Source organism: Algoriphagus aquatilis, from assembly GCF_042657405.1.
Lineage (GTDB): Bacteria > Bacteroidota > Bacteroidia > Cytophagales > Cyclobacteriaceae > Algoriphagus > Algoriphagus aquatilis.
Genome location: NZ_JBHSKS010000019.1, coordinates 16,858 through 29,836, shown reverse-complemented (window position 1 = coordinate 29,836; position 12,979 = coordinate 16,858). Strand labels below are relative to the sequence as shown.

Here is a 12,979-nt window from a genome sequence, read left to right as displayed (position 1 = left end):
CATGTTTGAGAAACTGAACTTGTTGATCCCGATCGGGAATTTTATCCGGAACAAGTCTATCCAGAACTTTCTTTTCCTGGCTATTATCCAGTCGTCCAATGTCCTGATTTCGATCATTTCTATGCCCTTACTGATCCAGAACATCGGAGTAGATCAGTTTGGCCTAGTCAATTTGGCGCTTTCGGTTATCATTCTTTTCAACATTGTCGTGGGCTTTGGATACAATCTGAGTGCGCCCAGGGAAGTTGCAGTCAACCAGGGGGATAAGAGTGCGCTTTCCCATTTGGTTTCCAATGTGTTTTCTGCCAAAATCCTGCTGGCTTCGGTTGCTACGCTCTCGATTCTGATTGGAATTTTTGGATTTAATCTTTTTCAGGAATACCGAATCATCCTTGCTTTATCAGTTCTGTTGCTTTTTTCGGAAGCGACCTTGCCCCTGTGGTTTTTTCAGGGGATGGAAAAAATGAAGCTGATATCGATCGCCAATATTTTTTCCAAGCTGTTGTATCTGATGGGGATTGTCCTCTTCATCCATTCCCCTGACCAAAGCCAATGGGTCAATTTCATGATGGGAGTATTTGGCTTGATCATCAATCTCTCTTTACTTTTTTATATTCATGAATTTCTGGGAATCAGATTTTATCGGCCGGAGATTTCTGCAATCGTAAAAAGCTTGAGAGATAATGTGTTGTTGTTTTTCAGTAATCTGGCGAGTCATATCTCCATCAATGGTGGCCTGATCATTTTGAGTTTTTTTTCGGTGGCGGAGACTCTTGGGATGTATAGCTTGGCAGAGCGAGTAGTGATGGTGCTGAGGCTTTTTCCTGCACTGATTATTCAGGCGATCTTCCCAAATTCCTCCCGACTGATCAAAGAGGATCCTATTTCCTTTTTTAAGTTTTTAAAGAAAGTTTACTTAAGAGTTTTAGTGGCTGGAGCCTGTCTTTCTATGGCTACTTATTGGAGTGCGCCTTGGGTGATCAGGGTGCTTTCAAGGTCAGAGCTTAAAGAATCGGTGGACTATTTACAACTACTCGCTTCAGTGCCATTTTTAGCCTGTCTGAACATTGGCAATGTAATCTTACTTCTTGTATCTGATTTGAAAGAGCTGCTTTTTCGCGCGAGTTGGATGATGTGTCTCTACATGGTGGTAGTTTCCGCCTTCTTGACTTCGGCGATGGGTGGTATTGGACTTTGCATCGGTATCATTTCCACTGAAGTGGTGGTATTCCTTATTTGTTTGGTATTGTTGTATCGTCACAATCGTATGTTGATCCATGGCTTTTATCTCTGAGACATCAGTGGCGATCATATTGGTCAATTGGAATGGGCTGGAGTTCACCCTAGCTTGTTTAGCTTCTTTAAGGAAAGTGGATTATCCTACCTTTAAAGTAATTCTGGTGGATAATGCCTCTTCCAATGAGGAAGGGCTACGGATCAAAAAGGCTTTTCCTGAAATTCACCTGATCCAAAATCAAGAGAATCTTGGCTTCACCGGCGGAAACAATGTAGGAATCCGATATGCTCTGGAGCAGGGTTTTTCCCACGTGCTGTTGCTCAACAATGACACAGAAGTTAAGCCCGATTTTTTAGGGGAGATGTTACTTCAATTTTCTCAACAGCCTCATCTAGGCGTAGTTCAGCCTCTCATTTTATTTCTTCACAATCCAAAGATTATCTGGAGTGCAGGAGGCAAATTTCTTCCTTTCTCTGGGAGGGCAATTACCCTGGGTGATCAAGATGTACTTGCAGATTACCGTACCAACAAGCAGGAGTTGGATTGGGCTACGGGGTGCTGTTTTCTGATTAAAAGAGAGGCATTGCTTCATTGCGGACTTCTTAATGATTCCTATTTCACCTATTTCGAGGATGTAGAATGGTCTTTAAGAATCAGAAAATCAGGTTTTGGAATTGGTCTAGCGGAAAAGGCAATTGTATATCATGAAGCAGGAGCTGCCTCCAAAAAGAAAAATTCAGAGGGGACTCTCAGTCCTAACGTGTTTTATTTCCATGTGAGAAATCAATACTTTCTCCTACGAGAGTTGAAGATTACTTATGGATTTGTATATCATTCCTTCCGGTTTTTGCTTTGGGCTGGATACTTCATGATGAGAGGTCGGTTTCAAAAAATGAAAGCTGTGATTAAAGGAATTAGGGACGGCTTGACTCAGCAAATTAAACCTGCGGAAAGATGGCCTTGATCGTATTCATTATCCTCGCTTTTTTGGTTGGGTTCGGATTTTTATGGATCATGCAAGAGCTGATCATTAAGGGAAATTGGACCTATTTCATTTATTTTTTGGCAGCCTTTCTTCCTTTTTACATCACCACTTTAAGTATAGTTTATCTCGCTACACAGTCCTCTGCGTTGGTAGGAGTATTTCAGATCCTGAAGGAAGTGGTAGTATTGACTGCGTTGGTTGTTTGGATATTTTACCAAAAAAGAATTTTTGACTATCCATTTCGGTTGCAATCCACGGATTGGACCTTTTTGGGATTTTTGACCTTGGGTTTTTTGTATATGCTGCTGCCTTTGGGTGAAAGTTCTTTTGTCAATCGAGCTCTTTACTATAAAGGCATGGTGATTCCCGGTTTTGTCTATTTTCTTGGGAGAAATTCTACATGGGAAAGCAGGGATTTTCATCAGTTATTTCAGATCATCTTTGGAATAGCGATCGGTGCATTTTTGGTTAATTGCTTCGAAAACTTCCTGCTTGAGGCACATTTGCAACAGTTTACAGGGTATGCTCTCTATAATCAAGCGATCAATGATATAGATCCTACGGGCAACTTTGGATTGACTTGGACATTTGAAACACAGGCTGTCACCAAGCGTTTGGCAGGGTTTTTCTCTGATCCCCTTGAGATGGCCAGTTCGGTGCTGATGGGGTTTGCGGCAGGGTTGATTTGGTTTTTGACTTCCAAAAAAGAACACTCGTGGATTCATCTTTTGGTCATGGCCTGCTCGATCGGAAGTTTGGTGTTTTCAGCCTCAAGAGCTGCATTTGGGGCATTTTTTGTCATGATTTTCTTTGTCGCCCTAGTATTTAGGCTATATAAACTTATTGCGGCGGGTTTTTTGGCATTGGTGGGATTTGGTATTTATGTGGTCTTCCTGGCTTCGGATGACTTTTACTTTTTTGTAATCGATACCTTGACTTTTGAAAATACCTCCAGTATAGGGCACGTGGTAGAATGGCTATTGGCATTGGATTCCATGATTGCCAATCCTTTTGGTATTGGATTGGCAATGAGTGGGAACGCGGGTAGTGTAGCGGATGAGCTTCGTGTAGGAGGGGAGAATCAATTCTTGATTTATGGCGTACAGCTGGGTTGGTTGGGAATGATGCTATATATCCTGACTTTGGCAACTGGAGTGATTTTAAGTCTAAGGGTATTTTATTGGACAGACCAAACCATGACTGCACGGATCGCTTTTGTGGGTGCTGTGACCAAAGTGGGGATGCTTCTGCCGCTTTTCACCGCCAATGCTGAAATGTATACCTATGTGGCCTGGATAACTTGGTGGATGATCGGATATAGTGTGAGAGTGTATGGCAGGCTTAACCAATAGACTGGCCTTTTACATGTTTTGGTTTTTTTCTTGTTTCCTTTCAGGATAGACTTGAGTATTAAATTCAATTCTTAAATCTCATTTTTCGCCAGTTTTTATTGGAGTAAAAATTCCTTCACCGATCAGTTTCAAATTCAAAATGAAATATTGTCAATCCTGTTCGCTTAATTCCTAACTTAAACTTTCAAAATGATGTAGGCAAATCTTAGGTTTCTACATCCTCCATCCGATCAAACTTCAATTCTCTTGAAAGTCCTACTCGATCTCCAGCATCTCAATGTCGCCACTACGGGGATCAAGACCTACATGCTCGAATTGGCAAAGGCAGCACGGAAATATTCCCATCCGGAGATCGAATGGATATTTACCCATGAACCCGAAATTCAAGCGGCCGACCGTTCTTTTTTGGGTCCCAAATCCAAGATTCAGCGACTTAATTATCACTTGGATTATTTTCGTTGGAAAGAGTTTCAGTTACCAGATTTGGTCAAGAAGTACAAACCCGATGTGCTGATTTGTCCTGATTTTGTTTCCCCGGCTGCTTCGTTGCCCTGTAGGAGGCTGACGGTGATACACGATGCCTTCTTTTGGCAAATGCCCGAAAACTATCCCCGATGGTGGAGGAAGTATTTCCTCAACCTGATTAAAAAAGGACTAAAAGAGGACACCGAGATTATCACCACTACGGAGTATTCCAAATCTTCCCTTGTGGAGCACTTGGGAGATGCATGGCCAATTTCTGTAGTGTATCAAGCCCCGAAAGGCCTTAAATCAGCCTCAGATACGCAGTTTCTTTCGAGGTGTGGATTAAACTCCCATGGATATTTTCTTCACATCGGCACTTTTGACCGTAGAAAAAACCTACCCCTTCTGGTAGATGCATTTGCTGCCTACCTGAATCAAAATCCTGGTTGCAAGAAGCTGGTTCTCGCGGGAGGTCCCGGTCAGAGTAAGCGGATGAATGATTTCCCCGTAGTAGAGAAGTTGGTGTCTGACTTAGGCCTGCAGGATCAGGTACTTCTTCCAGGATATCTGAGTGACGGAGAGATCAAGGCACTCTATGAAGGAGCCTTTGGCTATGTTTTCCCCTCTCAAAATGAAGGCTTCGGTATCCCTATTTTGGAAGCTATGGGATTTGGAGTGCCGGTTATCCACTCTGATCAACAAGCGCTGCTCGAGGTAGCCGGAGGTGCCGGATTGGCTTTTCAGACAGGGGATCGAGATGATTTGACCGAAAAAATGATACTTTTGGATCGTGAAAAAGTCCTAAGAAGTCGGCTAATTTCTCAGGGAAAGGAGCGATTCAAGGACTTTTCAGCAGAAAAATTTATTGAAGCTTTTCATCGGCTGATTCTGAAGCCGTCACTTTAAGCCATGCGGCAAATCTCCTGCCCCGTTTGTTTTTCCTCTCCCAAATCTCTCCCCAATGCACTGGGTAAAGTGAGTTGCGGTTCTTGTGGAGTGAGTTGGACTTACCTTCCTGATACCCTAAATACAGCCGAGCTCTACCGCGATGAGGTGTATGCAGTGGTGGACAATCGTCAATCTATTTTTGAAAAGATTATTTTCTCCGAGGCTAAAAAGGTTCTAAAGCAAGTGAGTCTAATTAGTCCAAAAGCCACAGAATTAATCGATTTTGGTTCGGGAAAGGGGCAGTTTTTGGCAGTGGCAAAAGAACTGGGCTGGAATGGAATCGGTATTGAAACCGAGCAAGCCAGAGCAGATTTTGCAAGGGAAAAATACGGAGTAGAGATTCGGTGTGAGTTTTATCAGGAAGGAAAAATCGGAACTAAGCTAGCTGATCTTATCACTTTGAATCACGTCCTCGAGCACCTGCCACAGCCGATGGTGCTTTTGGAAAAGTTGGTCAAATCCAATCTTAGTGCAGATGGATTACTCTACATAGAGGTACCGCGTGCAGACTCTTGGCAAGCCCAAATCGCAGGAGATCAATGGATGCATTGGGATATTCCCAAGCACCTGACGCATTGGACAGAACCCATTTTGGTTGATCAATTGGGTAAATTGGGATTTGCTCCAATAGAAAAACGAGGATATTCCATACACTTGGGTGTTTTGGGTATGCTACAGGCATTCCTTTCCAGAATTGGATATAGAGAAAATCTGATTTTAAGACTGAAACGGAAAAAGACCTTTGGACTGATTCTTTTGATTGGGATTATGTTGCCTTTTGCCTGGGGATTGGAAGTTTTATCCGTGGCATTTGGCAAATCGGGAATCATGGGGTTGTATTTTCAAAGAGACCGCAACTAGTACGATCTGCCAAATCAGCCTTAAGGGTAAACAAGCAACAGATCTGAAATAAGGAGTATATTTTTGCACCATGACCAAAACCCGACATATCCTTTTTCTGCAAAGCTCCTCCGAGGGCTACGGGTCGGGTAAAATAATCTTGCAAGTCCTCCGCTTTTACCAAAATCAGGGCTTTTCCCCTGTGGTCGTCCTAACCAATGAAGGAGCGATTCAAAGAGACTTAGGGGAATTGGGTATTCCTTTTTACATCCAAAACCTGGGAATCCTGCGAAGAAAATATGTTAGCCCCAGTGGATTACTCAATAGACTGATTAAAAATCTGAAAGCATATCGATTCCTCAACCATCTCCATGAGAAATATGGATTTGAACTGGTGTACTCCAATACCTTGGCAGTAGTAGTTGGAGCATATTGGGCGAGGCGAAAGGGACTTCCACACATTTGGCACATCCATGAGATTCTCCTCGGTCCACGGCTATTGGTGAGTTGGCTGGCAGGTTTGTTGGATAAATCCACTCCGATGCCAATAGCGGTTTCCCAGGCGGTTGCAGATCATTGGCAACCATTTTTGAAAAAGTCAAAGGTTCAGGTGATATACAATGGGATTCCTTATGAATCATTTTTAAAAGCAAACCCAACGCTCAAGCAAGAACTTGGACTTTCCGAATCCAGCGTGCTCATCGGCATGATTGGCAGGATCAATCCGGGTAAGGGACAGTTGTTTTTTATCGAACTGGCAGACAGCTTATGCAAGTCATTTCCTGAGGCCCATTTTGTATTGGTGGGAGATCCGTTTCCGGGATATGAGCCCATTTTGGAGGAGGTGAAGAGAGAGATTAGAGACAAGAAATTAGAGACCAAAGTGAGTTACTTGGGTTTTAGAGAGGATATTCCGGAGGTCATGGTTTCCTTGGATGTCTTTGTATTGCCTTCTGTGATGCCGGATTCTTTCCCAACAGTAATTTTAGAGGCAATGGCTGCTGGGAAACCCGTCGTCGCCACTCGGTCTGGAGGTGCGTCGGAGATGGTCGTCAATGGCGAAACCGGGTTCTTGATTCCAATTGGAAATGTAGAGGAAGGGAAGGTCGCTTTGGAACAACTAATCCAAGACCCTGATTTGCGTGAGCAATTGGGGGAATCAGGCAGAACCCGTGTATTGAATACCTATAGTTTGGAAGCTTTTGAGAAAAAAATCATCAACCACCTATGGCAGCACCTGAGAGAAAATTGAAAGTTGCCATCATGGGGGCCAAGGGCTATCCTTATGTCTATGGGGGCTACGACACGATGATCAAGGAACTTGGAGAGCGACTCGTGGCCAAGGGTGTACATGTGCGAGTGTACAATCATCGGGCATTGTTCAAAGACCGACCGCGATTTGTGAATGGGATTGAGTGCATCTACACACCTGCAATAGAGTCTAAGAGCCTTACCCAGCTTACCCACACATTCTTTTCCATGCTCCATGCCTGTTTTTCGGATGTGGATGTGATTTTCGTGGTGAACAGTGGCAATGGCCCTTTTGGAATAATTACACGAATTTTTGGCAAACCTACCGCTATCAATGTGGATGGACTGGAGTGGCTGAGACCGAAGTGGAAAGGGTTAGGCGCCAAGTATTTCTTTTGGGCTTCGAAGATGGCTACCAAATTTTACGATCAGGTGATCAATGACTCTGACGAAATGCGAAGGGTGTACTTGGAGCTTTTCAAGAAAGACTCCGAGGTCATTGCTTATGGTGCTAATCCCCGGGAAAGTGTGGATGCAGGTCCCATCCAGCGTTGGAATCTGGAAAGCCGAGATTACTACTTGATTGTGGGCCGATTGGTGCCTGATAACAATGCGGATTTGATCATCGAAGGATTTTTGAAATCTGCTTCGCAAAAAAAATTGGTCGTCGTAGGCGATGTACCTTATGATGATGCTTGGGCTAATCGGTTGAAGAATATCCAGGATCCACGGTTGCTATTTACCGGTTACGTCACTGATCCAAACGAACTGGCAGCTTTGTATTCACATGGCTATGCCTACTTCCATGGACATGAGTTTGGTGGTACCAATCCGGCGATGCTCAAGGCAATGGGATATGGATGTGCAATATTGGCTTTGAATACTCCATTCAATCAAGAGATGTTGCAAAACGGGAAGCATGGATGGTACTTTGAGAAAAGGCCGGAATCGGTCAAAGAGATCGTGGAGAGAGCAGAGCTTGAGCCTGAATCACTCGGTCATCTTCGTCAAACCGCCCGAGCTGGATTGACCCAGAAATACAATTGGGATTACGTGACGGAGCGGTATTTGGAGGTGTTTGAAAAATTAGCAAGAAAATAGTTCCCACAGATTCTCACAGATTTGTCTCACAGATTTTCACTGATAGGTTACTAGTGATCTGTGTCAATCCGTGATTTTATCCGTGAAGATCTGTGGGAAACTTTATAGATATCCATTAATCTTTCGGATAATATTTTTTGGCAGGTTATCGGTATTGAAATTAACTAATAAACCTACTTTCAACTTAGCCAGCCTCAGATAGGTCATTATTTGCAGATGGTGCACATTTTGCAAAAGTTCAACCGATTTGATCTCCACAATTACTTTTTTCTCTACCAGTAAGTCCAATCGATATCCAACATCTAGTTTCAGTTCTTCATAAATCATGGGTAGACCGACTTGATGCTCAATTATCAGCCCAGATTTGACTAATTCATATCCCAAAGCTGCTTCTTAGCTAGATTCCAAAAGTCCCGGACCGAGGGTATTGTAGACTTTAAAAATTGCACCACGGATTAAAAAGGTAATTTCATTTTCGTGCATGACCTTAAGTTAAAAAATAGTTCCCACAGATTTTCACTGATAGGTTATTGGTGATCTGTGTCAATCCGTGATTTTATCCGTGAAGATCTGTGGGAAACAAGAAACCTTGAAACTTTCACCTCTCAAATTTCCTTTATGCATTATCTTTTCACCATAAAAACTCTTTAATCCCATGATCAGAAAAGCAACAGCCGTATGGAATGGCAGCGGCAAAGAAGGCAAAGGTCGCTTGACCACTGACTCCACCGTTCTTAACCAAACCCAATACTCATTCAACACCCGATTTGAAGACGGTGTGGGTACCAATCCTGAAGAACTCATCGCAGCAGCGCATGCCGGTTGCTTTGCTATGAAGCTTAGCTTCAACCTCAGCGGAGCTAATTTCCCTCCCCAAGAATTGAACGTGACTTCTCAAATCACTTTCGAAGAAGGCACGTTGAAAAGATCTCACCTTGTATTGAAAGCAACTGTGGAGGGTATCTCCGAAGAGCAATTTGCAGAACTCGTCAAAGATGCTGAGAAAAACTGCCCGATCTCCAGAGCATTGAATATGGAAATCAGTGTGGAATACACGTTGAACGCCTAATCAAAAAAAAGGAGATTTTCTTTCTACACCTAGGTCAAATCTTTATCAACTCTCCGAAAGTTCTGTCTTTCAGGAGAGTTTTTTTGCCTTTAAAATTCCCCAATTCTTAAAGCAAAAAATCCCGGAGATCACTCCCCGGGATTTGTCTTATTTTTTATTCTGAGCTTTCTTCATCGGATTGTCTCCCATAGAAGCACCTCTTACTCCGCCTCCTCCTTTGAAGAGTTCAAATCGAGTCGGCTGATATTGTCTTGGCCAGTAGTTGCTGCTTTCGTCGATGTCAGCTGTTTCCCTTTTTGGATCGAGGACAAAGCGTACCACTTCTTTTTGCTTTGCAAATACCTTGGTCACCTGAGATTCATTCTTTCTCCAGATCTCAGCAGGGATGCGCTCAATCTCAGAAGTACCATCAGCATAGTGGAACTCGATGATCAACGGCATCACGAGACCTCCTACGTTTTTGAAGGTCATCTCGTAGAAGTTCATGTTGCTGTTGAGGAGTGTTTTTTCTTTTTCAGTTAGACTTCCAAGGAAGTTTTTGTAGGCCGTTTCATCTTCCGGAGTCACCGTGAATGGATTGTAGCTGTTGTAGAAATCGCGAGTAGCCGGATCAGCCTCCACGACAGTACGCTCTACATCCGTCTTGTTAAATTCCTTTGAAACATAGCTCTCCTCACGGTCAAAGGCGTTTTTCGCATCTGCCTTTTTCTGTGCCGGAGTGCGGTTGTCCAGTTTGTACCACTTCACATCTTCGAGGGAAATATCTACCGGGTCTGTCCCGTAGAACCAGCCTCTCCAGAACCAGTCCAAATCTACCGCAGAGGCATCTTCCAAGGTGCGGAACAAGTCGTCAGGGGTCGGATGCTTAAACATCCATCTTCTGGAATACTCTCTAAAGGCAAAGTCAAACAGGTCACGACCCATTACCGTCTCGCGGAGGATATTCAGGGCAGTGGCCGGCTTGGCATAGGCATTTGGTCCAAACTGGATGATATTTTCGGAGTTGGTCATGATCGGCTCCAGTAGGTTTTTTTCACTAGCCATGTAAGGCACAATCTTATGTGCGGGACCTCTACGGGAAGGATAGTTTCTATCCCATTCCTGCTCTGCCATGAATTGCATGAAGGTATTCAATCCCTCGTCCATCCAAGTCCACTGACGCTCGTCAGAGTTAACGATCATCGGAAAGAAGTTGTGTCCCACCTCGTGGATGATCACGGAGATCATGCCGTACTTGATCGCATCAGAGTAGGTACCATCTGCATCCGGACGACCATAGTTGAAGCAGATCATCGGATACTCCATCCCGTTGCTTGCCTCCACAGAGATGGCAGTAGGATAAGGGTAGTCAAAGGTGTGCGAAGAGTAAGATTTAATGGTGTGAGCTACGACTCGGGTTGAATATTGCTCCCAAAGCGGGTTGGCTTCCTTAGCATAGTAAGACATAGCCATCACGTCTTTTCCGCCTTGCTTCACTGCCATGGCATCCCAGATAAACTTACGGGAAGAAGTCCAGGCAAAGTCACGTACGTTTTCAGCTTTGAAGATCCACGTCTTTTTGCCGGTGGCTTTTTTCTTTTCAAGTGCTTCCGCTTCAGCTTGGGTACGGATAATGACCGGTTTGTCGTAAGTCTTTTTGGCCGTATTCCAACGCTGCAATTCGGTAGCTGAAAGTACTTCCTCAGGATTTTGAAGAACTCCGGTCGCACCGACCATGTGGTCAGCAGGCACAGTGATGCGTACTTCGTAATTACCAAAAGTCAAGGCAAATTCACCTGCTCCGAGGAACTGCTTGTTTTGCCAGCCTTCGAAGTCAGAGTACACAGCCATTCTTGGGAACCATTCTGCCATGGTGTAGAGGTAATTGCCGTCTTTCGGGAAAAACTCATAACCCGGGCGACCACCGATAAAGCCTACCCGATCGTGGATATTGAAGCTCCAGTCGATGGAGAATGAAAAGGTTTCCCCAGCTTTCAAGGGTTGAGGAAGATCCACCCGCATCATCGTTTTGTTGATGGCGACGTTGAGAGGCTTGCCGGAAGCGTCTTTGATGGAAAGGATTTTCAGATCGTAGTCTTCCGAATGCCATAGAATTCCCTCCAACTGACGCAAGCTCATGCGGGGATTGATGCTGGATTCGGTAGTTTTTGGGGTGTCAGAATCTTTACTTCGGTTGTTTTGATCCAATTGCACCCATAGGTAGGTCAGCTGATCGGGTGAGTTGTTGATGTAAGTGACAGTCTCCTTGCCTTTGATGGACTGATTGTCGTCGTTTAGCTCGACATCGATCACATAGTTGGCCTGCTGCTGCCAGTACATATGGCCCGGAGCTCCGGAGGCAGTGCGGTACACATTGGGTGTGCGGAGCATAGTGCCCAGCTGCTCAAATCTAACCGCATGGTTTTGCTCGGTGTGCTGAGCAAGTGCAGGCGAAATTCCTGCTAGACCTAAAGCTGCAATTGCAAGTAATTTTTTCATCATATCCATTCGGGTTCTAATCCAATCCTAATTAACTATCTGTTTGCCAAACAGAAAAGTATTCTGTTTTTGACGGTGATTTTTTACCAAAATTTGGTTTCCAATAGGAGCATGCAAGCGACCCCCAAGACGAACGCTGAAACGATCAGCGTCCACTCTTTTCGATTGACCCCTGCCAGGCTGAGGAGAGAGGTAAGCAGTAGAAATGCTGCTACAATGACGATTTGACCTACTTCGAGGCCAATGTTGAAAGCCAAGAGTGGTTGGAAAATGGCCACTTCTTTTCCCAATAGCTCCTTGAGGTAATTGGAAAAGCCAAGACCGTGAATCAATCCAAAGAAGGAAGCAAAAAAGTAATTCAACTGAACACCCTTGCCCGAACTTGGTTTTGGCTTGAAAATGGTAACCAATGCTGTGATTGCAATCGTGACCGGAATCAGAAACTCAATTACATCAGAGCGTACCTGAATGATATTGAACGTGGCCAATGCCAGCGTCAGGGAATGACCAATGGTAAAAGCCGTGACCAGAATTAGGATTTTGGCCCAGTCTCTTGCCACATATACGGCACAAAGGGCGAGTACAAACAGGATGTGATCAAAACCGTTGATATCCAGAATGTGCTGAAGTCCCAGTTTGAAGTAGAGTTCAAATGAATTCATGTTCGGGTGATGCCTCTAAAAGAGTTAATTTGCGAGCAATAATACAGGATAATTCTCACAAAAGTCTAAATCTCTCCCCTAAATGCAACATGTTTACATTTTCGTGATGGCCGCTTGGATGACCTTGCTTCATCCCTTTTTTATCTCCCTGACCGAAATGCGCTACAATCCTCAAAGCAAGAAAATGGAGATTGCCCAGAAGATCTTTTGGGATGACTTGGAGGTCGCCTTGGCTAGTGAGTTTAAAGAAAAAGTAGATTTCCTAAAGCCCAAGGATAAAGCCAAACTGGAGAACCAAGTCAAAACCTACTTGCTCAAGCACAATCAGGTGTGGGTCAATGGAAAATCGGTGACACTGACCTACCTGGGCTATGAGGTGGAAGAGGACGCGGCTTGGTTTTACTTGGAGTCATCCGTGGCGGAAATGCCAAAAAGCGTCGAAGTTCAAAGCTCCATCTTATTGAAAGACTTTGACGGTCAGCAAAATATCGTCCACGTCTATTCCCAGTCCAAATCTCCCCGCAGTCTCTTGCTAGGTGAGGGAAAAGAAAAGGGGAAGATTGAGTTTTAAACTAGTTAAACTAAGTACTT

General features: G+C 44.2%; 12 protein-coding genes. 9 read left to right on the top strand and 3 right to left on the bottom strand.

The genetic code is table 11. From position 1 onward, the window contains the following. Position 1 precedes the first annotated feature (1 nt). The 7 genes from ACFPIK_RS16865 to ACFPIK_RS16835 all read left to right on the top strand — a co-directional run bounded on the left by ACFPIK_RS16865 (position 2) and on the right by ACFPIK_RS16835 (position 8,179). Complete coding sequence (locus tag ACFPIK_RS16865) at positions 2–1,294, top strand: oligosaccharide flippase family protein (RefSeq protein WP_377917408.1); 1,293 nt, start codon at positions 2–4, stop codon at positions 1,292–1,294. Then, a complete protein-coding gene (locus ACFPIK_RS16860; RefSeq protein WP_377917406.1) occupies positions 1,278–2,201 on the top strand; it encodes a glycosyltransferase family 2 protein in 924 nt (307 codons plus the stop codon). Before ACFPIK_RS16865 ends, ACFPIK_RS16860 begins: the two co-directional genes overlap by 17 nt. Further along, positions 2,192–3,574, top strand: coding sequence for an O-antigen ligase family protein (locus ACFPIK_RS16855; protein WP_377917404.1), 1,383 nt, complete (start codon positions 2,192–2,194; stop codon positions 3,572–3,574). The genes ACFPIK_RS16860 and ACFPIK_RS16855 overlap by 10 nt, the downstream gene beginning before the upstream one ends. Before the next feature lie 246 nt (positions 3,575–3,820). Beyond that, complete coding sequence (locus tag ACFPIK_RS16850) at positions 3,821–4,945, top strand: glycosyltransferase family 4 protein (RefSeq protein WP_377917402.1); 1,125 nt, start codon at positions 3,821–3,823, stop codon at positions 4,943–4,945. A 3-nt stretch (positions 4,946–4,948) separates the two neighbouring features. Beyond that, on the top strand, positions 4,949–5,848 hold the full coding sequence (locus tag ACFPIK_RS16845; RefSeq protein WP_377917400.1) for a class I SAM-dependent methyltransferase: 900 nt from the start codon (positions 4,949–4,951) through the stop codon (positions 5,846–5,848). Between the two features lie 70 nt (positions 5,849–5,918). Further along, positions 5,919–7,079: a glycosyltransferase family 4 protein gene (locus ACFPIK_RS16840; RefSeq protein ID WP_377917398.1), complete on the top strand. Its 1,161-nt coding sequence runs from the start codon at positions 5,919–5,921 to the stop codon at positions 7,077–7,079. Then, positions 7,055–8,179 (top strand): glycosyltransferase, encoded by a 1,125-nt coding sequence (locus ACFPIK_RS16835; RefSeq protein WP_377917396.1) that lies wholly within the window; start codon positions 7,055–7,057, stop codon positions 8,177–8,179. The genes ACFPIK_RS16840 and ACFPIK_RS16835 overlap by 25 nt, the downstream gene beginning before the upstream one ends. 102 nt (positions 8,180–8,281) lie before the next feature. Here ACFPIK_RS16835 and ACFPIK_RS16830 read toward each other — a convergent pair whose 3' ends face one another. Beyond that, complete coding sequence (locus tag ACFPIK_RS16830; RefSeq protein ID WP_377917394.1) at positions 8,282–8,563, bottom strand: GxxExxY protein; 282 nt, start codon at positions 8,561–8,563, stop codon at positions 8,282–8,284. Between the two features lie 271 nt (positions 8,564–8,834). Here ACFPIK_RS16830 and ACFPIK_RS16825 point away from each other — a divergent pair, with 271 nt between their 5' ends. Continuing rightward, positions 8,835–9,248 carry an OsmC family protein gene (locus ACFPIK_RS16825; protein ID WP_377917392.1) on the top strand — a complete coding sequence of 138 codons (414 nt, stop codon included), beginning with the start codon at positions 8,835–8,837 and terminating at the stop codon, positions 9,246–9,248. Positions 9,249–9,395: 147 nt separating this feature from the next. Here ACFPIK_RS16825 and ACFPIK_RS16820 read toward each other — a convergent pair whose 3' ends face one another. Then, the gene (locus ACFPIK_RS16820; RefSeq protein WP_377917453.1) at positions 9,396–11,726 is read right to left on the bottom strand and encodes a M1 family metallopeptidase; all 2,331 of its coding nucleotides are present in this window, start codon (positions 11,724–11,726) and stop codon (positions 9,396–9,398) included. 83 nt (positions 11,727–11,809) lie between these two features. Continuing rightward, a complete protein-coding gene (locus tag ACFPIK_RS16815) occupies positions 11,810–12,388 on the bottom strand; it encodes a HupE/UreJ family protein (protein WP_377917390.1) in 579 nt (192 codons plus the stop codon). Positions 12,389–12,470: 82 nt separating this feature from the next. Between ACFPIK_RS16815 and ACFPIK_RS16810 the strand changes: the two genes are divergently transcribed. After that, complete coding sequence (locus ACFPIK_RS16810; protein ID WP_377917388.1) at positions 12,471–12,959, top strand: DUF6702 family protein; 489 nt, start codon at positions 12,471–12,473, stop codon at positions 12,957–12,959. Positions 12,960–12,979 lie beyond the last annotated feature (20 nt).

Bases quoted from the DNA above. Each gene is read 5' to 3' on its own strand.
- ACFPIK_RS16855 (WP_377917404.1), top strand. From the start codon at position 2,192: ATGGCCTTGATCGTATTCATTATCCTCGCTTTTTTGGTTGGGTTCGGA.
- ACFPIK_RS16840 (WP_377917398.1), top strand. From the start codon at position 5,919: ATGACCAAAACCCGACATATCCTTTTTCTGCAAAGCTCCTCCGAGGGC.
- ACFPIK_RS16815 (WP_377917390.1), bottom strand. From the start codon at position 12,388: ATGAATTCATTTGAACTCTACTTCAAACTGGGACTTCAGCACATTCTG.
- ACFPIK_RS16835 (WP_377917396.1), top strand. From the start codon at position 7,055: ATGGCAGCACCTGAGAGAAAATTGAAAGTTGCCATCATGGGGGCCAAG.
- ACFPIK_RS16860 (WP_377917406.1), top strand. From the start codon at position 1,278: ATGGCTTTTATCTCTGAGACATCAGTGGCGATCATATTGGTCAATTGG.
- ACFPIK_RS16845 (WP_377917400.1), top strand. From the start codon at position 4,949: ATGCGGCAAATCTCCTGCCCCGTTTGTTTTTCCTCTCCCAAATCTCTC.
- ACFPIK_RS16865 (WP_377917408.1), top strand. From the start codon at position 2: ATGTTTGAGAAACTGAACTTGTTGATCCCGATCGGGAATTTTATCCGG.
- ACFPIK_RS16820 (WP_377917453.1), bottom strand. From the start codon at position 11,726: ATGAAAAAATTACTTGCAATTGCAGCTTTAGGTCTAGCAGGAATTTCG.
- ACFPIK_RS16825 (WP_377917392.1), top strand. From the start codon at position 8,835: ATGATCAGAAAAGCAACAGCCGTATGGAATGGCAGCGGCAAAGAAGGC.
- ACFPIK_RS16810 (WP_377917388.1), top strand. From the start codon at position 12,471: ATGCAACATGTTTACATTTTCGTGATGGCCGCTTGGATGACCTTGCTT.